General features: G+C 69.9%; 17 protein-coding genes. All 17 read left to right on the forward strand.

Translation table 11 applies throughout. The features are described 5' to 3' along the window. Positions 1-23: 23 nt before the first annotated feature. The 17 genes from FHS97_RS15310 to ftsZ all read left to right on the forward strand — a co-directional run bounded on the left by FHS97_RS15310 (position 24) and on the right by ftsZ (position 18,868). A complete protein-coding gene (locus FHS97_RS15310; protein ID WP_184039957.1) occupies positions 24-527 on the forward strand; it encodes a division/cell wall cluster transcriptional repressor MraZ in 504 nt (167 codons plus the stop codon). Continuing rightward, on the forward strand, positions 524-1,465 hold the full coding sequence (rsmH, locus tag FHS97_RS15315; RefSeq protein WP_184039960.1) for a 16S rRNA (cytosine(1402)-N(4))-methyltransferase RsmH: 942 nt from the start codon (positions 524-526) through the stop codon (positions 1,463-1,465). Before FHS97_RS15310 ends, rsmH begins: the two co-directional genes overlap by 4 nt. A 2-nt stretch (positions 1,466-1,467) precedes the next feature. Beyond that, positions 1,468-2,076, forward strand: coding sequence for a hypothetical protein (locus FHS97_RS15320; RefSeq protein ID WP_184039963.1), 609 nt, complete (start codon positions 1,468-1,470; stop codon positions 2,074-2,076). After that, positions 2,073-3,788, forward strand: a complete 1,716-nt coding sequence (locus FHS97_RS15325; protein ID WP_184039966.1) for a penicillin-binding transpeptidase domain-containing protein — start codon at positions 2,073-2,075, stop codon at positions 3,786-3,788. Before FHS97_RS15320 ends, FHS97_RS15325 begins: the two co-directional genes overlap by 4 nt. A gap of 10 nt (positions 3,789-3,798) precedes the next feature. After that, on the forward strand, positions 3,799-5,214 hold the full coding sequence (locus FHS97_RS15330; RefSeq protein WP_184039970.1) for a UDP-N-acetylmuramoyl-L-alanyl-D-glutamate--2,6-diaminopimelate ligase: 1,416 nt from the start codon (positions 3,799-3,801) through the stop codon (positions 5,212-5,214). A 130-nt stretch (positions 5,215-5,344) separates the two neighbouring features. Beyond that, the gene (locus FHS97_RS15335; protein ID WP_184039972.1) at positions 5,345-6,715 is read left to right on the forward strand and encodes a UDP-N-acetylmuramoyl-tripeptide--D-alanyl-D-alanine ligase; all 1,371 of its coding nucleotides are present in this window, start codon (positions 5,345-5,347) and stop codon (positions 6,713-6,715) included. Between the two features lies 1 nt (position 6,716). After that, a complete protein-coding gene (gene mraY, locus FHS97_RS15340; RefSeq protein ID WP_184039975.1) occupies positions 6,717-7,787 on the forward strand; it encodes a phospho-N-acetylmuramoyl-pentapeptide-transferase in 1,071 nt (356 codons plus the stop codon). Continuing rightward, a complete protein-coding gene (murD, locus tag FHS97_RS15345) occupies positions 7,784-9,085 on the forward strand; it encodes a UDP-N-acetylmuramoyl-L-alanine--D-glutamate ligase (protein ID WP_184039978.1) in 1,302 nt (433 codons plus the stop codon). Before mraY ends, murD begins: the two co-directional genes overlap by 4 nt. Then, positions 9,082-10,311, forward strand: a complete 1,230-nt coding sequence (locus tag FHS97_RS15350) for an FtsW/RodA/SpoVE family cell cycle protein (protein ID WP_184039981.1) — start codon at positions 9,082-9,084, stop codon at positions 10,309-10,311. The genes murD and FHS97_RS15350 overlap by 4 nt, the downstream gene beginning before the upstream one ends. Next, on the forward strand, positions 10,308-11,468 hold the full coding sequence (gene murG, locus FHS97_RS15355) for an undecaprenyldiphospho-muramoylpentapeptide beta-N-acetylglucosaminyltransferase (RefSeq protein ID WP_184039984.1): 1,161 nt from the start codon (positions 10,308-10,310) through the stop codon (positions 11,466-11,468). Before FHS97_RS15350 ends, murG begins: the two co-directional genes overlap by 4 nt. Beyond that, positions 11,465-12,868 carry a UDP-N-acetylmuramate--L-alanine ligase gene (gene murC / locus FHS97_RS15360; protein ID WP_184039987.1) on the forward strand — a complete coding sequence of 468 codons (1,404 nt, stop codon included), beginning with the start codon at positions 11,465-11,467 and terminating at the stop codon, positions 12,866-12,868. Before murG ends, murC begins: the two co-directional genes overlap by 4 nt. Then, complete coding sequence (locus FHS97_RS15365) at positions 12,865-13,065, forward strand: hypothetical protein (protein ID WP_246346707.1); 201 nt, start codon at positions 12,865-12,867, stop codon at positions 13,063-13,065. Before murC ends, FHS97_RS15365 begins: the two co-directional genes overlap by 4 nt. Then, positions 13,062-14,075 (forward strand): UDP-N-acetylmuramate dehydrogenase, encoded by a 1,014-nt coding sequence (gene murB / locus FHS97_RS15370; protein WP_184040158.1) that lies wholly within the window; start codon positions 13,062-13,064, stop codon positions 14,073-14,075. The genes FHS97_RS15365 and murB overlap by 4 nt, the downstream gene beginning before the upstream one ends. Further along, positions 14,072-14,992, forward strand: coding sequence for a D-alanine--D-alanine ligase (locus tag FHS97_RS15375; RefSeq protein WP_184039993.1), 921 nt, complete (start codon positions 14,072-14,074; stop codon positions 14,990-14,992). Before murB ends, FHS97_RS15375 begins: the two co-directional genes overlap by 4 nt. Next, positions 14,989-15,978, forward strand: a complete 990-nt coding sequence (locus tag FHS97_RS15380; RefSeq protein ID WP_184039996.1) for a cell division protein FtsQ/DivIB — start codon at positions 14,989-14,991, stop codon at positions 15,976-15,978. Before FHS97_RS15375 ends, FHS97_RS15380 begins: the two co-directional genes overlap by 4 nt. 12 nt (positions 15,979-15,990) lie before the next feature. After that, positions 15,991-17,250 carry a cell division protein FtsA gene (gene ftsA, locus FHS97_RS15385; RefSeq protein WP_184039999.1) on the forward strand — a complete coding sequence of 420 codons (1,260 nt, stop codon included), beginning with the start codon at positions 15,991-15,993 and terminating at the stop codon, positions 17,248-17,250. A 115-nt stretch (positions 17,251-17,365) separates the two neighbouring features. Next, a complete protein-coding gene (ftsZ, locus tag FHS97_RS15390) occupies positions 17,366-18,868 on the forward strand; it encodes a cell division protein FtsZ (RefSeq protein ID WP_184040002.1) in 1,503 nt (500 codons plus the stop codon).

The raw sequence follows: 18,868 nt of genomic DNA on the forward strand, positions 1-18,868 counted from the left end.
TGCGCTCCGGGTGCGAGGTGGGCGTGATCGACAGGGTGGACTATCAGGGAAAGGGGCTCGGTCTTGTCGATGACAAGGGCCGGGTCGCGATTCCGAACACCCTGCGCGCGACGCTGGCCAAGAACGCCCCGCGCGAGGACGGCAAGGACGGCGGCACCGTCATCATCGCCCCGCATCCCGAACATCGCTGCCTGATCGCCTATGATCCCGGCTTCGTGCCGTTCTGGAAGGCGAAGCTGGAGGCGCTGGATGCCGCGCAATTCGCGACCAGCGGGCGCACCGATTATAACATCCTCGACCGCGCCGGCGGGGCCGAGCCGCTGCCGTTCGACGGCTCGGGCCGCTTCATCATGCCGTCCTTCGAGCGTCGCTACGCGCGCATCCAGGGCGCGGCGGTGTTCCTTGGCGCGTTCAACTGGATCACGATCTGGGCGCCGAACGTCCTGATCGAGACGCCGGGGATCGATCCCTTTCTCAAGGAGTATGTGGAATTCGCCTGCGAGGACAAGGGGATACCCCTGTCATGAGCAGCGCCGCCGCCCCGCACGTCCCCGTCCTGCTCGACGAAGTCGTCGCCGCGCTCGCCCCTGCCCCCGGCGAGCGCCATGTCGATGCGACCTTCGGTGCCGGCGGCTACACCCGCGCGATCCTTGCGGCCGGCGCGGCGGTGATCGCGTTCGATCGCGATCCGGACGCGATCGCCAACGGCCGCGCGCTGGAGGAAGAGGCGGCGCTGACGCTCGTCCCCGCCACCTTCTCGGCGCTCGAAGCGGAGCTGGCGGCGCGCGACGCGGTGCCGGTCGACGGCGTGACGATGGACATCGGCGTGTCGTCGATGCAGCTCGATCAGGCCGAGCGCGGCTTCTCGTTCCAGGCGGACGGCCCGCTCGACATGCGGATGAGTCAGGAAGGCCTGTCCGCCGCCGACTTCCTCAACGAGGCCGAGGAAGAGGCGATCGCCGACGTGCTGTATCGCTATGGCGAGGAACCGAAGTCGCGGCGGATCGCACGGGCGGTGGTCGCGGCGCGCCCGCTCACCACGACCGCGCAGTTCGCCAATGTGGTGCGCAAGGCGCTCGGCCATCGCCCGCACGACAAGAAGGACCCGGCGACCCGCGCGTTTCAGGCGGTGCGCATTCACATCAACGGCGAGCTGGACGAGCTGACGCAAGGGCTGGAGGCGGCCGAGCGCGTGCTGAAGCCCGGCGGGCGGCTGGCGATCGTCACCTTCCACTCGCTGGAGGATCGCATCGTCAAGCGCTTCCTGCGCGACCGCTCGGGCGCGGCACCCGGCGGCTCGCGGCATCTGCCGGTCAGCGCGCCCGTGCGCGAACCGACCTTCGAGATCACCGCCCGCGCGATCCGCGCGGGCGAAGCGGAGCTGGCCGCCAATCCGCGCGCCCGCTCCGCCACACTTCGCACCGCCCGGCGTACCGGGGCGGCCCCTTGGCGTTTGGAGGCGTAACGATGGCGGCGATATATCGGTTGAAAGGGCTGGGGTGGCTGACCGGCTGTGCGATCGTGGCGATCGGCTTCTACCTCGTGTCGTCGCAGGTCGCGGCCGAGCGCAAGCGGCTGGAGCAGGTCGACCGCCGCATCTCCTCGGCGGAGCGCGACATCCGTGCGCTGGAAACCGAGTTCGACGTGCGCGCCAACCTCGCGCAGCTCGAGCGCTGGAACGGCAACACGCTGGCGCTGACCGTGCCGACCGCGCGGCAGTTCGTCGCCGACGAGCGTGCGCTGGCGGCGCTGTCGCCGGTGCAGGGGCTGCCCGTGCCGGGACGTGACGTGCCGGTGCAGACCGCGCAGCTGATCGTCCCCGCCGCACCGGTCGCCGCCATCGTTCCCGCGGTCGCCACCGCCAGCACCGCCACCGCCGCGCCCGCCGTGGTGAAGGTTGCGGCGGTGCAGGTCGCCGCGGCGACGCCGATCACGGTGACCAAGGTCGCCGCGCGCGCGGCCGCCGCGCCGGTCAAGGTCGCCAAGGTCGCGATGCTCGACCGCGGGCTGCTCAGCGAGAACACGCTCGGCGAGATCCTGAGCGGCGCGCGCGCCGAACGGAGCCGCTTGCGGTGAACACCCTGGTCGCCCGACCCCTTCGCGCCGGCCGTTCGGGCGACCAGCGCCAGCAATTGCTGGCGACGCAACATCTGCGCCTGATGATGCTGATGCTGCTGTTCGCAGCGTCGGTGCTGATCGTGATCGGGCGGCTGGCGATGCTCGGGGTGACCGAGGGCGGCGAGCGCGGCACCGCGCGGGTGCTGGCCGCACCGCGCGGCGATATCGTCGATCGCAACGGTGCGCCGCTCGCGCGCACCATCGACGCGTGGACGATCGGCGTCCATCCGAAGAAGCTGCTCGGCGACCCGTCGCAGATCGCGCAGAAGCTCGCCGACCTGATGCCCGACCGTGGCGATCAGGCGTGGTTCTATGCGCAAATCACGCGCCCGGTCAGCTTCACCTATCTCAACCGCCGCGCCAGCCCCGCCCTGGTCGAGGCGGTCAACGCGATCGGCGAGCCGGGGATCGTCTTCGAACGCGAGACGCAGCGGCTCTACCCGCAGTCGACGCTCGGCGCACACGTGCTCGGCTTCATCAGCGGCGGCCACGGCATGAGCGGGATCGAGCGTGCGCTCGACGAGCGGCTGACCAACCCCGCCACCATCAACCAGCCGGTCGCCTTGGCGATCGACACGCGCGTGCAGGCGGCGATGGAGAGCGAGCTGGGGCGCGCGATGACCACCTTCTCGGCGCGCGGCGGCGGCGGGATCGTGCTCGACGTCCACACCGGCGAGGTGGTGGCCATGGTGTCGCTGCCGACCTTCAACCCCAATCGCGTCGGCATGTCGGGCAGCGAGCAGCTCCGCAACATCACCACGCAGAGCGTGTTCGAGCTGGGGTCGACCTTCAAGCCGATCACGATGGCGGCGGCGATCGACAATGGCGTCGTCACCTCGATGGAGCGGCGCTTCGACGCGACGCATCCGCTGCAGGTCGGCCGCTTCACGATCCATGACGAGCGCGGGGATCCGAAGCGCTGGCTCAACATGGCGGAAACGCTGATCTATTCCTCGAACGTCGCCACCGCGCGCGTCGCCGACGAGGTCGGGCCGGAGCGGATGCAGAAGATGTTCCGCAAGCTCGGCTTCGACACGCGGCCGGATATCGAGCTGCGCGAGAAGGGCCGCCCGCTGTGGCCGACCTTCTGGGCGCGCACCACGACGATGACCACCGCCTATGGCCACGGCATCGCGGTGACGCCGCTGCATCTCGCCAATGCCTATGCCGCGCTGGTCAACGGCGGGACGTGGCGGCCGGCGACCTTGCTCAAGGTCCAGCCGGGGCATGAGGTCGCCGGACGGCGCGTCATCAGCGAGGCGACCAGCGCGCGGATGCGCCAGATGCTGCGGCTGATCGTGCTGCGCGGCACGGGGCGCAAGGGCGATGCGCCCGGCTATCGCGTCGGCGGCAAGACCGGCACCGCCGAGGCGGCGGTGGCGGGCGGCTATGACCGGTCGCGCAACGTCGCGACCTTCGCGGCGGCTTTCCCGATGGACGCGCCGCGCTATGTGGTCGTGGCGATGCTCGACTCGCCGCTTGGCACGAAGGAGACCTTCGGGTGGAAGACCGCTGCGTGGAACGTTGCCCCGGTCGTCGGCCGCACGATCTCGCGCGTCGGCGCGATCCTGGGCGTGACGCCCGACGATCGGCGCGACATCGACGTGTCGGATATCATCCCGACGCTGTGGGACGATCCCGACCGCGCGCCCAAGAGCGGCGGGCAGTGAGGATCGTGGCATGAAGCTGTCGCAACTGGTCGAGGGCGGCGGCGAGCAGTCGGTCACCGGGTTCGCGATCGACCACCGCAAGGTCGCGCCCGGCACGATCTTCGGCGCGTTCGAGGGCGCGCGGGTCAATGGGGAGGATTATATCCCCGCGGCGATCGAGGCCGGCGCCGTGGCGGTCGTCGCGCGGCCCGGCGCCCGCGTCGAGGGCGCGCTGCATATCCGCGATTACACCCCGCGCGAAACGTTCGCCCGGCTCGCCGCCCGCTTCTTCGCGCCGTTTCCCGAGACCGCCGTGGCGGTCACCGGCACCAACGGCAAGACCTCGACGGTCGAGATGACGCGGCAGCTGTGGCGCATGGCGGGGCATCACGCCGCGTCGATCGGCACGCTGGGCGTCGCGACCGCCGACGAGCGCGTCGTGACCGGGCTGACCACCCCCGATGTCGTGACGTTCCTGTCGAACGTCGCCGGGCTCGCGCGCGAGGGCGTCACGCATCTCGCGTTCGAGGCGTCGAGCCACGGGCTCAGCCAGTATCGCACCGAAGGATTGCCGGTGCGCGCGGCGGCCTTCACCAATCTCAGCCGCGACCATCTCGATTATCACGGCGACATGGCGGCCTATTTCACCGCCAAGCTGCGGCTGTTCGCGCAGGTGCTCGCCGATGACGGCACCGCGGTGGTGTGGGTCGACGACGCCAATTCGGAGCGCGTGATCGATATCGCGCGCGAGCGGGGCAACCGCGTCTTCACGGTCGGCGAGCATGGCGACGACCTGCGGCTGGTCGCGCGCGCACCGACCTTGCTCGGGCAGGGGCTGACGATCCGTGCCGAGGGTGTCGATCACCGGGTCACGCTGCCGCTGATCGGCGGCTATCAGGCCGCCAACGCGCTGGTCGCCGCCGGGCTGGTGATCGCGACCGGCGGCGATGTCGCGCAGACGCTCGCCGGGCTCGCGCGGTTGCAGCCGGTGCGCGGACGACTGGAGCGCGCCGCGATCACCGCGGGCGGGGCGCCGGTCTATGTCGATTATGCGCACACCCCCGATGCGATCGAGGCGGCGTGCGCCGCGCTGCGCCCACATGTCGAGGGCCGGCTGATCCTCGTCTTCGGCGCGGGCGGCGACCGTGACGCGGGCAAGCGCGTGCCGATGGGGCAGGCCGCGGCGGCGAGCGCCGATGTGGTGATCGTCACCGACGACAATCCGCGCACCGAGGATCCGGCGATGATCCGTCGCGCGGTCCTCGAAGGTGCGCCGGGCGCGCGCGAGATCGGCGACCGCCGCGCCGCGATCGCCACCGCGGTCGCGGAGGCGCGCGCGGGGGACATTGTGCTCATCGCGGGCAAGGGGCACGAACAGGGGCAGATCGTCGGCGAGCTCGTGCTCCCGTTCGACGACGTAACGGTCGCGCGCGAGGTGGCGGCATGATCGGTGCCCGTTCTTCGTCATTCCCGCGCAGGCGGGAATCCAGAACCGCCGATGTTCGCACTTCTTTCGAGAAGCCTGCGCGTCTGGATCCCCGCCTGCGCGGGGATGACGACTTCGGTATGACGCGCCCATGACGCTCTGGACCGCCACCGAGATCGCCGCCGCCACCGGCGGCACCGCCGCCGCCGACTTTGTGGTCGACGGGGTCGCGTTCGACTCGCGCGAGGTCGGCGAGCGCGACCTGTTCATCGGGCTGACCGGCGAGACCACCGACGGCCACCGCTTCCTCGATCAGGCGTTCGCGCAGGGGGCGGGCGGCGCGATCGTGTCGCAGCCAACCGCGCACCCTTCGGTGCGCGTCGCCGACACCTTCGCCGCGCTCGAGGACCTTGCCCGTGCCGCGCGCGCGCGGGTGGCGGGCAAGGTGATCGGCGTTACCGGGTCAGTCGGCAAGACCTCGACCAAGGAGGCGCTGTTCGCCGCGCTCGACCGCGCGCCCGGCCGCCGCGCGCATCGTTCGGTCAAGAGCTACAACAATCACACCGGCGTCCCGCTCAGCCTCGCGCGGATGCCCGCCGACACCGACTTCGCGGTGCTCGAAATGGGGATGAATCATCCCGGCGAACTGGCGCATCTGACCACTTTGGTGCGCCCGCACGTCGCCTTGGTGACCGCGATCGCGCCCGCGCATACCGAATTCTTGCCCGACGAAAGCGCGATCGCCGACGCCAAGGGCGAGATCTTCCGCGGTCTGGAACCGGGCGGGACCGCGATCGTGCCGTTCGACAGCCCGCATCGTGACCGGTTGATCGACGCCGCCAGGCCTTATGCGGGGCGGATCGTCACCTTCGGCATCAATCGCGAGGCCGATGTGCGCGCCAGCGACGCGATGGTGGTGCGTGGCGGCGGTACCTTCGTCAACGCGCGGGTCGGCGGACGCGACGTGAGCTTCACGATCGCGCAGCCCGGGCGGCATTGGGTGTCGAACGCGCTCGCGGTGCTGGCGGTCGTGGATGCGGTCGGTGCCGATCTGGCGCTCGCCGGACTCGCTTTGGGCGAGCTTGGCGGACTGCCTGGCCGCGGTGCGCGGCTGACCGTGCGCGTCGGCGATGGCGAGGCGACCGTGATCGACGAAAGCTACAACGCCAATCCGGCGTCGATGCGCGCGACGCTGGCGGTGCTGGCGCTGGCGGCCGGGCGGCACGTCGCGGTACTCGGCGAGATGCGCGAGCTGGGCGAGGGGTCGGCGGATTTCCATGCCGGGCTGGCCGACGATGTCGTCGCCGCGCGCGTCGAAACGGCCGTGCTGGTCGGCGAGGCGATGCGCCCGCTGGCTGCGGCGCTTGAGGGGCAGGTCGAATTCGTCCATGTGCCCGATGCCGGCCAGGCGCTCGAGCGCTTGCGGATACTGATCCGGCCGGGCGACACCATGCTCGTCAAGGGATCGAACGGCGTCGGCCTGTCGCGACTGGTCAGCGGCCTTGCCAACGGGATGAGTTGAGTTGCTGTACTGGATCGCCGAACAACTCGGTTTCTCGGGCGGGTTCAACCTGATCCGCTATCAGACGTTTCGCGCCGGTGCGGCGGTCGCGACCGCGTTGCTGATCGGGCTCATCATCGGGCCGCGCTTCATCGGCTGGCTGCGCGTCCGGCAGGGCAAGGGGCAGCCGATCCGCGCCGACGGCCCCCAGACGCATCTCGCCAAGCGCGGCACCCCGACGATGGGCGGGCTGATGATCCTCACCAGCCTGGTGCTGTCGGTGATGATCTGGATGGACCTGCGCAATCCATTCGTCTGGGCGTGCCTGTTCGTCACGCTCGGCTTCGGCGCGATCGGCTTCCTCGACGATTACGACAAGGTGCGGAAGGCCAGCACCGCGGGCGTTTCCGGGCGGGTGCGGTTGTTGCTGGAATTCGCCATCGCCGGCGTCGCGGCGTGGATCGTGATGCAGGAAAACGGCTCCGGCCTCTATTTCCCGTTCACCAGCCGCTATTTCATCGACCTCGGCTATTTCTATCCGGTGTTCGCCGCCTTTACGATCGTCGCGTTCGGCAATGCGGTGAACCTGACCGACGGGCTCGACGGGCTCGCGACGATGCCGGTGATCATCGCCAGCGTCGCGTTCATGCTGATCGTCTATCTGGCGGGCAACGTGAAGTTCGCCGATTACCTCGGCATCCCGCACGTCCCGCGCGCGGGCGAGCTGGCGATCTTCTGCGGCGCGGTGATCGGCGGCGGGCTGGCGTTCCTGTGGTATAATGCGCCGCCCGCGGCGGTGTTCATGGGCGACACCGGCAGCCTTGCGCTGGGCGGCGCGCTCGGCACGATCGCGGTGGTCGCGCATCACGAGATCGTGCTGGGGATCATCGGCGGGCTGTTCGTCGTCGAGGCGATGAGCGTCATCATCCAGGTGTTCTGGTACAAGCGCACCGGCAAGCGCATCTTCCGCATGGCGCCGATCCACCACCATTTCGAGCAACTGGGGTGGAGCGAGCCGACGGTGGTGATCCGCTTCTGGATCATCTCGCTGGTGCTGGCACTGGCCGGACTGTCGACGTTGAAGCTGCGATGATCGTTTCCGGCGCCTGGGCGGGGAAACATTATGCGGTGCTCGGGCTGGCACGCTCGGGCGCCGCGACCGTTCGTGCGCTCGTCGCGGGCGGGGCGCGGGTGACGGCTTGGGACAGTGACGTCGACAAGTGCGGTGTGCTTGAGGAGGAATTGAGCAACCATCCCTTCGCCGTCGAAAACCTCGAGATCGTCGACCTCTCCACCGTCGACGCGCTCGTCGTCTCCCCCGGCGTGCCGCTCAACACGCACCCGCTTGCCGCTAAGGCGCGCGCGGCGAGCGTGCCGATCATCGGCGACATCGAGCTGTTCGCGCAGGCACGCGCCGATCTGCCAGCGCACAAGGTCGTCGGAATCACCGGCACCAACGGCAAGTCGACCACGACGGCGCTCGTCCACCACATCCTCGACACCGCCGGCATCCCCGCGCGGATGGGCGGCAACATCGGGCTGCCGATCCTCGCGCAGGAGCCGTTGCCGGAAGGCGGCGTCTATGTGCTCGAACTGTCGAGCTACCAGATCGACCTGACGCAGACGCTCGACTGTGACGTCGCGGTGCTGCTCAACGTCACCCCCGATCATCTCGACCGCTACGACGGCTTCGACGCTTATGCCGCCAGCAAGGCGCGGCTGTTCGCGATGCAGTCGCCCGCGCACGTCGCCGTTGTCGATTACGAGGCGGAGGCCGAGCATGACGTGCTCGCCGATGCGCCCGTGGGGCTCAACGTCCGCTTCATCGACGGCGTGCCGCTGCCCGGCGAGCAGGCGCGCTGGCCGTCGCTGCAAGGCCCGCACAACGAACAGAATGCCAAGGCCGCGGTCGCGGTCGCCGAGGCGCTCGGGGTCGACACAGAGACGATCGAGCGCGCCCTTGAAACCTTCACCGGGCTGCCGCACCGCATGGAGCGGATCGCGACGCTGAACGGCGTGGCGTGGATCAACGACAGCAAGGCGACCAATCCCGAAAGCGCCGCCCCGGCGCTCGCCGCTTTCCCGCGCATCCACTGGATCCTGGGCGGCAAGGTGAAGGGCGACGATCTCGACGCCTGCATGCCGCATCTCGGCAATGTCGTGCGCGCCTATACGATCGGCGAGGGCGGACCGCGCTTCGCCGCGGTGCTGCGCGGGCAGGTGCCGGTCGCCGAGGTCGAGACGCTGGAGCGCGCGGTGAAGCTGGCGGCGCAGGAGGCGGAGCGCGGCGACGTCGTGCTGCTGTCGCCCGCCGCCGCCTCGTTCGACCAGTTCCGCGATTTCGAGCAGCGGGGCGCGGCGTTCCGCGCAGCGGTGGAGGAGCTGGCATGAGCGCGACCCGAACCGAGCCCGCCCGTCCCGGCGTCTCGCTGCGCAACCGCGGCGGGCGCGGCGATCCGTCGCCGCTGGGGACGTGGTTCTGGGACATCGACCGCGTGCTGCTGCTGCTCGCCTTGTTCCTGATCGCGATCGGGCTGATCGCGGTCGCCGCCGGCTCGCCGGTCAGCGCGACGCGTTATTCGGGCGAGCATCTCCATTTCGCGCCGCTACATTATTTCTGGCGGCAGGTCATGTGGGTGGCGGTGTCGCTGCCGGTGCTGTTCGGCGTGTCGATGCTGCCGCTGACGATGGCGCGGCGGATGTCGCTGATCGGCGCGGCGGTGTGCGTCGCGTTGATGGTGCTGGTCCCGTTCGTCGGGGTCAGCGTCAACGGCGCGCGCCGCTGGGTCGGGTTCGGCTTCGCGCAATTCCAGCCGTCCGAATTCCTCAAGCCGTTCTTCGTCGTAACAGTCGCGTGGCTGCTGTCGTTCAAGTCGCGCGATGCCGAACTGCCGGTGACGGCGATCACCGCCGCGCTGACCGGGCTGATCGCGATGCTGCTGATGTTGCAGCCCGATTTCGGGCAGACCGTGATCTTCTGCATCATCTGGCTGGCGCTGGTGACGATCGCGGGGACGCCGACGCGGGTGATCCTCGGCTTCCTGTCGATGGTGCCGGTCGCGCTGGTCGCGGCCTATCTGTTCTACAGCACCGCGCGGAAGCGGATCGATGCCTTCCTGTTCCCCGGCGTCGAGGGCGAGGGCGCGGCCGATCATTTCCAGACCAATGCCGCCCACAACACGCTGACCTCGGGCGGGTGGTTCGGGACCGGGCCGGGCGCGGGAACGGTCAAGTTCGGGCTGCCCGAGGCGCATACCGATTACATCTTCTCGGTGATCGGCGAGGAGTTCGGCCTGCTGGCGTGCATGATCGTCGGGCTGGCGTTCCTCGCGATCGTGGTGCGGGTGTTCGTCAAGCTGCTCGACGAGCAGGACCCGTTCCGCCTGCTCGCCGCTTCGGGGCTGGCGGTGCAGTTTGGCGCGCAGGCCCTGATCTCGATGGCGGTCAACACCGGGCTGGCGCCGTCAAAGGGGATGACGCTGCCGTTCATCAGTTATGGCGGGTCGTCGATGGTCGCGCTGTCGATGGGGATGGGGCTGTTGCTCGCCTTTACGCGCCGCAATCCGTTCCTGCTGCGCAGCCCGTATATCGCGCAGCAACGCTGGAGCGCCGAATGACGCAGGTCCGCGACTTCCGTCCTCGCCATTACGTGCTCGCCGCCGGCGGGACCGGCGGGCATATGGTGCCCGCCGCCGCGCTGGCGGCCGAGCTGATGAAGCGCGGGCACCGCGTCGCTTTGGTCAGCGACGCGCGCGGGGTGCGCTTTCCGGGGCTGTTCGAGGGCGTGCAGACGCATGTCATCCCCGCCGGGCGCTTCGCGGGCGGGCCGCTCGGCTGGGCGAAGGCGGCGCGGCTGATGGTGGAGGGGCGCACGTCCGCGCGCGACCTCTATCGCACCTTCAAGCCGGCCGCGGTGATCGGCTTCGGCGGCTATCCCGCCTTTCCGGCGCTGTCGGCAGCGTTCGCCGAGAAGATTCCGACCGCGGTCCACGAGCAGAATGCGGTGCTGGGGCGCGTCAACCGGCTGGTGGCCGGGCGCGTCGATGCGATCGCGACCAGCTATGCCGAGACCGAGCGGCTCAACCCGCGCCACCGCCACAAGGCGCATCTGATCGGCAATCCGGTGCGCGAGAGCGTGCTGGCGTTGCGCGCCAAGCCCTATCCGGTGCCCGACGAGGACGGCATCTTCCGCGTGCTGGTGACCGGCGGCAGCCAGGGCGCGTCGGTGCTCAGCCAGGTGGTGCCCGACGGGCTGGCGCTGCTGCCGGTCGCGTTCCGTCGCCGCTTGCAGGTGACGCATCAGGCGCGGATCGAGGATATCGATGCGGTGCGTGAAAAGTACGCCAGCCTCGACATCGCCGCCGATCTCGCCACCTACCTTCCCGACCTGCCCGAGCAACTCGGCTGGTCGCACCTCGTCATCGCGCGCGCCGGCGCATCGACGATCGCCGAGCTGACCGCCGCCGGCCGCCCCGCGATCCTCGTGCCGTTGCCCTCGGCGACCGACGATCACCAGACCGCCAATGCGCGCGAGATCACCGCCGCGGGCGGCGCGCGCACGATCCAGCAGACCGCCTTCACGCCGACGGAACTCGCCAAGCAGATGCAGAAACTCGGACTCGACCCCGAAGCGCTCGGCAATGCCGCCACCCGCGCGCGTTCGTGCGGCGCGCCCAATGCCGTCACCGACCTCGCCGATCTGGTCGAGAGCCTCGACGCGCCGCGCGCGCGGATCAAGGTCGGCAAGGCGCAGACGCGGAAGGCATTCGCATGAAGGGGGTCGCCACCGATATCGGCACGATCCACTTCGTCGGGATCGGCGGGATCGGCATGTCGGGCATCGCCGAGGTGATGCACAATCTCGGCTACAAGGTGCAGGGCTCCGACGTCGCCGAGGGCTATGTGATCGAGGGGCTGCGCAAGCGCGGCATCGCCGTGACGATCGGGCATGACGCCGCCAATGTCGACGGCGTGGCGGTGGTCGTGACCTCGACCGCGGTGAAGCGCGGCAACCCGGAGGTCGAGGCGGCGCTGCGCAACCGCGTTCCGGTCGTGCGGCGCGCCGAGATGCTCGCCGAGCTGATGCGGCTCAAGTCGACCGTCGCGGTCGCGGGGACGCACGGCAAGACCACGACGACCTCGATGGTCGCGGCGTTGCTCGATGCCGGCGGGGTCGATCCGACCGTCATCAACGGCGGGATCATCAACAGCTACGGCTCGAACGCGCGGCTGGGCGCGAGCGACTGGATGGTGGTCGAGGCCGACGAGAGCGACGGCAGCTTCCTGCGGCTTGACGGGACGATTGTGGTCGTCACCAATATCGATCCCGAGCATCTCGACCATTATGGCAGCTTCGACCGCGCCAAGAACGCCTATGTCGAGTTCGTCGAGAACGTGCCCTTTTACGGCGCGGCGCTGCTGTGCCTCGACCACCCGGAGGTGCAGGCGCTGATCCCGCGCGTCCGCGACCGGCGGATCGTCACCTATGGCTTCGCGGCGTCGGCGGACGTGCGCGGGGTCAATGTCACGCCCTATCCGGGCGGCAATCGGTTCGAGGCGCTGATCCGCGCGCGCGACGGTGACGTGCGCTCGATCGAGGGGATCGATCTGCCGATGCCGGGGCGGCACAACGTCCAGAATGCGCTCGCCGCGATCGGCGTCGCGCTCGAGCTGGGGATCGACGATGCGACGATCCAGAAGGGGTTCGAGCGCTTCTCCGGAGTCAAGCGCCGCTTCACCAAGGTTGGTGAGGTAAGTGGCGCGACGATCATCGACGATTACGGGCATCATCCGGTCGAGATCCGCGCGGTGCTCGCCGCCGCGCGCGAGAGTGCGCAGGGGCGGGTGATCGCGGTCGTTCAGCCGCATCGTTACTCGCGGCTCGGCAATCTGATGGAAGACTTTCGCGGCGCGTTCAACGACGCGGATCAGGTGTATGTCACTCCGGTCTATGCCGCGGGCGAAGCGCCGGTCCCCGGTGTCGATGCCGAGGCGCTGGTCGCGGGGTTGCAGGAGCGCGGGCATCGCCAGGCGGCGGTGGTGGCGGACGCCGCCGCGCTCGCCGATGTGCTGGCGGGCGAGGTGCGCGCGGGGGATCAGGTGATCTGCCTCGGCGCGGGCGACATCACCAAATGGGCGGCCGGGCTGGCCGCCGCGATCGGGGAACGCGCATGACCAACTGGTTCGACGCCGCGATCAACTGGCAGAAGCAATTGCTCGACACCCAGCGCAGCGCGCTGGAGGCCGGTCGGCACGCCACCGATGCGGGCGCGGCGTTGATCGCAGCGCAGGAGGCGACGCGGCGGGCGGGCGAGGCGAACATGGCGGCGTGGCAGGCCTGGGCGCAACTGTGGCGGGCCGGGCCGTGGTGAGCGCGCTCCCCGAGGTCCGCGGGCAACTGACCCGCCATGCGCCGCTCGCGCCGCTCGTCTGGTTCAAGGCGGGCGGGGCGGCGGAGTGGCTGTTCGAGCCCGCCGATGCCGACGATCTGTGCGCGTTCCTCGCGGCGCTCGATCCGGCGGTGCCGGTCATGCCGCTCGGGCTCGGCTCGAACCTGATCGTCCGCGACGGCGGGGTGCCGGGCGTGGTGGTGCGGCTTGGCAAGCCGTTCGCGACCGCTACCGCGCTCGACGAGGTGACATTGCGCTGCGGGGGCGGGGCGAGCGGCATCCTCGTGTCCTCGACCGCGCGCGACGCCGGGGTCGCGGGGCTGGAGTTCCTGCGCTCGATCCCCGGTACGGTCGGCGGGTTCGTGCGGATGAACGGCGGCGCCTATGGGCGCGAGACCGCCGACGTGCTGGTCGAGGCCGAGGTCGTGTTGCGCTCGGGCGAGCGGCGGACGCTGGCGGCCAGTGCGCTGGCCTATACCTATCGCCATTCCGAACTGCCGCAGGGCGCGGTGGTGATCGCGGCCACCTTCCGTGGGCAGCCGGGCGAGCCCGCCGCAATCCAGGCGGAGATGGACCGGATCGCCGCCGCGCGCGAGGCGTCGCAGCCGCTGCGCTCGAAGACCGGCGGGTCGACCTTCAAGAACCCCGACGGGCACAAGGCATGGGCGCTGGTCGATGCCGCCGGGTGCCGCGGGCTGCGGCGCGGCGACGCGCAGGTCAGCGAGAAGCATACGAACTTCTTGCTCAACCTCGGTGCGGCGAGCAGCGCGGACATCGAGGCGCTGGGCGAGGACGTGCGCGCGCGGGTGAAGGCGGCGAGCGGCGTGGAACTGGAATGGGAGATACAAAGGGTGGGTTTGGTGGACGAGCTTAGCCCTCTCCCCTCTGGGGAGAGGGTTGGGAGAGGGGCCGAGGTCTCACCGAGACTGATCTCTCTGCGAGACACCAACCCCTCACCCCGACCCTCTCCCCAAGAGGGAGAGGGAGCATGACCTTGCACATCGCAGTCCTCATGGGCGGCTGGTCGGCCGAGCGTCAGGTGTCGCTCTCCTCGGGCAACGGCGTCGCCGATGCGCTTGAGTCGCTCGGCCATCGCGTCACGCGCATCGACATGGGGCGCGACGTTGCCGCGAAGCTCTCCGAAGCAAAGCCGGACCTCGTCTTCAACGCGCTCCACGGCACGCCGGGCGAGGACGGGAGCGTGCAGGGCCTCATGGACCTGATGGGGCTGCGCTACACCCATTCCGGGCTCGCCACCTCGGTGATCGCGATCGACAAGGTATTGACCAAGCAGGTGCTGGTCCCCGCCGGCATCCCGATGCCCGGCGGGCGGATCGTGAAGAGCGCCGACGTGCACGACGCCGATCCGCTGCCGCGGCCCTATGTGCTGAAGCCGGTCAACGAAGGCTCGTCGGTCGGGGTCGCGATCGTTACCGATGCGGGCAATTACGGCAACCCGATCGCGCGCGACGCGACCGGGCCGTGGCAGGAGTTCGACGAACTGCTCGCCGAACCCTATGTCCGCGGGCGCGAGCTGACGACCGCCGTGCTCGGCGATCGGGCGCTCGGCGTCACCGAGCTGCGGCCCAAGTCGGGCTGGTACGATTATGACGCCAAATATACCGACGGGATGACCGACCATATCTTCCCCGCGGAGATCCCCGACGAGATCACGCAGGCGTGCATGGCGCTGGCGTTGCAGGCGCATCGCGTGCTCGGCTGCCGCGGCACCAGCCGCTCCGACTTCCGCTGGGATGACGAGCGCGGCGTCGACGGGCTGTTCCTGCTGGAAGTGAACACCCAGCCGGGGATGACTCCGCTCAGCCTCGTCCCCGAACAGGCACGGCACACCGGCATGAGCTATCCCGCGCTGGTGCAGGCGATCGTCGACCAGGCGATTGGGTCATGAGCCGCACGATCAAGCGCGGCGCGGCGCCGCCGGGTCGCCGCCCGACCCCGAACCGGCGGCGCGTGCCGAAGGCGTCGCTGGGCGACCGGCTGCTCGCCAAGATGCCGATCAGCGAGGACGCGCTGCGCAAGGCGGTGACGTGGACGGTGCTGGGCGGGGTCGGCGTCGCGACGCTGTTCGTCGCCAATCTGCTGGGCGTGCCGCAGGCGATCGGCGCGGGCGTCGCGGAGGCGGCGGGGCGGGCCGGCTTGCGCGTCGAACAGGTCGACATCACCGGGCTCAAGCGGATGGACCGCGAAACGGTCTATGCGGTCGCGCTGGAGGATCAGTCGTCGCGCGCGATGCTGCGCGTCGATCTGGAGCGCGTGCGCGAGCGATTGCTGGCCTATGGCTGGATTTCCGACGCCTATGTCGCGCGGCGGCTCCCCGACCGGCTGGTGATCCACATCACCGAACGCGAGCCGGCGGCGATTTGGCAGGACAAGGGGCAATTGACGCTGATCGACGCGACCGGGCGGCTGCTCGCGCCGGTCGCGCCGACGCATATGCCCGATCTGCCGCTCGTCATCGGTCCCGGCGCGAATCAGCAGGAGCCGGGCTATCAGGCGCTGCTCGCCGCCGCGCCTGCGCTGCGCCCGCGCATCCGCGCCGCGACCTGGGTCGGCAACCGCCGCTGGGACCTGACCTTCACCACCGGCGAGACGCTGGCGCTGCCGCAGGACGGCGCGCCGCAGGCGCTCATCAAGTTCGCGCAGATGGACGGCGCGGACCCGTTGCTCGGCAAGGGCTGGCTGCGCTTCGACCTGCGCGATCCCGCCAAGATGTATGCGCGCCGCGCCGGGCAGGACCAGCAACGGGTCGCGGACGACGGCCGCAACGACCCGCCCGCCGATGCCGCGGCGGCGACGGGCAACAACGTGATCGGCGACAACGACCGAACGATCGAGGCGCGCGCCGGGGAAGCGCTGCGTTCCGGCGAAGCATGAGGGGGTAGAGCGATGGCGAAGGTAGCACCTGACGGCCTGATTACCGCGCTGGACATCGGATCGTCCAAGGTATCGGCGATGATTGCGCAGAAAGGCGACGGCGGCGAACTCAACGTGCTCGGCACCGGCCAGCGCGAGAGCCGCGGGGTCAAGCGCGGCTATATCGCCGACATGGACGCCACCGAGGTCGCGGTGCGCGAGGCGGTCGAACAGGCGGAGCGGATCGCCGGCTTCAACATCGAGAATGTCTGGGCGGGTTTCTCGGCGGGCGGGCTGGTCAGCGACGAAGCGTTCATCGAGGCCGAACTCGGCGGGATGCGCATCGAACAGGCCGATATCGATGCCTTGCTCCACGAAGGCCGGCAGTCGATCGACCCGCAGGGCCGGATGGTGCTCCACGCGCAGCCGGCGCTCTACACGCTCGACGGGCTGACCGGGGTCAAGAAGCCGCTCGGGCTCCACGCCGACCGGCTCGGCGTCCACATCCATGTCATCGCCGCGGACGGCTCGCCGGTGCGCAACCTCGATCTGTGCGTCCGCTCCGCGCATCTGGAGGTAAAGTCGATCATCGCCGCGCCGGTCGCCACCGGGCTCGCCTGCCTGACCTTCGAGGAGCGCGACCTCGGCGTCGCGCTGGTCGAGATCGGCGCGGGGATCACCAACGTCTCGCTGTTCGCGGGGTCGATGCTGGTCGGGCTCAAGTCGATCCCGTTCGGCGCCGCGGACATCACCGACGACATCGCCTCCGCCTTCGGCACGACGCGGTTGCAGGCCGAGCGGATCAAATGCTTCCACGGCTCGGCCAACGCGTCTCCGCGCGACAATCACGAGATGGTGACGATCCGCGAGCGGACGCAGGAAGAGGATTCGGAGGCGTTGCAGATCACCAAGGCGGCGCTGATCGCGGTCATCCGCCAGCGGCTGGAGCATCTCGTCGGCGAGATTCAGAGCGCGCTCAAGGAACTCAAGTTCGAGGGGCCGGTTGGTCGCCAGGTGGTATTGACCGGCGGCGGTGCCGAACTGAAGGGCATCGCCGATTATGCCCAGCAGGCGCTGGGGCGGTCGGTGCGGATCGGCCGCCCGCGCGGGCTGACCGGACTGCCGGAGGCGCATGCCGGACCGGGGTTCGCGACTCTGGCCGGGCTGGCGTTCTTCGCGGCGAGCGATCCAATCGACCTGCGTGGCCTCGCGCCGACGCAGCAGATGGTCCACCGCCAGCGCGGGCTGCGCGGCTTCTGGAAGCTCGTGCAGGCCGCAAAGGCAAATTATTGACGCGACAACGGGTTGGTTAACGGTGTTTCCTCTTCCACCGCGCGCCCGCATGTTGCACATCGGTGTAAATGGCCCGTTTGAACAGTGCGATGCGGGCGGACGGAGTAATGTTGCGATGAGCATCGAATTCATCACGCCCGATCTCGACGACCTGACCCCGCGGATCACCGTGATCGGCGTCGGCGGGGCCGGCGGCAATGCGATCGCGAACATGATGCGCGCGGACGTGCAGGGCGTGAACTTCCTGGTCGCGAACACCGACGCGCAGGCGCTCAAACAGTCCGAGGCGGAGCAGAAGATCCAGCTCGGCGCGAAGATCACCCAGGGGCTCGGCGCGGGCAGCCGGCCGGAGATCGGCCGCGCCGCCGCCGAGGAGACGATCGACGAGCTGTCGCGGCTGCTCGAAGGCAGTCACATGTGCTTCATCGCCGCGGGCATGGGCGGCGGCACCGGCACCGGCGCGGCCCCGGTCATCGCCAAGGCGGCGCGCGACATGGGCATCCTGACCGTCGGCGTCGTGACCAAGCCGTTCAGCTTCGAGGGCAACCGCCGCTCGAAGTCGGCCGATGCCGGCATCGAGGAACTGCAGAAGTTCGTCGACACGCTGATCGTGATCCCGAACCAGAATCTGTTTCTCGTCGCCAATGCGAACACCACGTTCAAGCAGGCGTTCGAGATGGCCGACGAGGTCCTGCAGCAGGGCGTGCGCGGCATCACCGACCTGATGGTCATGCCGGGCCTCATCAATCTCGACTTCGCCGACGTCCGCTCGGTGATGCAGGAGATGGGCAAGGCGATGATGGGCACCGGCGAGGCGGAAGGCGACGACCGCGCGCTGATCGCGGCGCAGAAGGCGATCGCCAACCCGTTGCTCGACGGCGTGTCGATGCAGGGCGCCAAGGGCGTGATCGTCTCGATCACCGGCGGCGACGACATGCGTCTGCTCGAGGTCGACGAGGCCGCCAACCACATCCGCGAGCTGGTCGACCCGGATGCGAACATCATCTGGGGCTCGGCGTTCAACCCGGAGCTGGAAGGCAAGATCCGCGTTTCGGTGGTCGCGACCGGGATAGAGAGTGTCGGTCAGGCGACCGCACCCGCCGCCGCCAGCGCGCCGTCCGAGCCGCCGCGCACCTTCAGCTTCAACGCGCCGCGCCGCACCGATGCCGCACCGGCGCCGGTCGCCGCCGCGCCGGCCCCGACCCCCGCGCCGCAGCCGGTCGCCTATGAGCCGGCCGCCGCGGTGCCGCCGCAGCAGCCGAGCGGCGCCGCCGCCGGCGCGATGGCCGAGGGCGTGCCGCCCGCCAACGCCGGTGCGGGGATCGACCCGTCGCCCGCGCGTCCCGCCGAGGACGAGCTGGTGCTGGGTGCCGAGTCGCTGATGCCCGCGCCTGCCGCGACTGCGCCGGCCGGCGACGCGCAGCGCCGCCGCTTCCTGTCGCCGGGCACGCCCGAGGAGGAAACGCCGGCACCCGCCGCGCCGCGCGTCAAGCTGGGCGGGACGCTGTTCGAGCGGATGCAGAACGCCACCCGCAACGCCGGTGGCCGCGCGGTCGAGGACGATGGGCGCGAGCCGGGCGATCTGCCGCGCTTCCTGCATCGCCAGAACAACCAGTAA

Source organism: Sphingomonas endophytica, from assembly GCF_014199415.1.
GTDB classification, from domain to species: Bacteria; Pseudomonadota; Alphaproteobacteria; order Sphingomonadales; family Sphingomonadaceae; genus Sphingomonas; species Sphingomonas endophytica.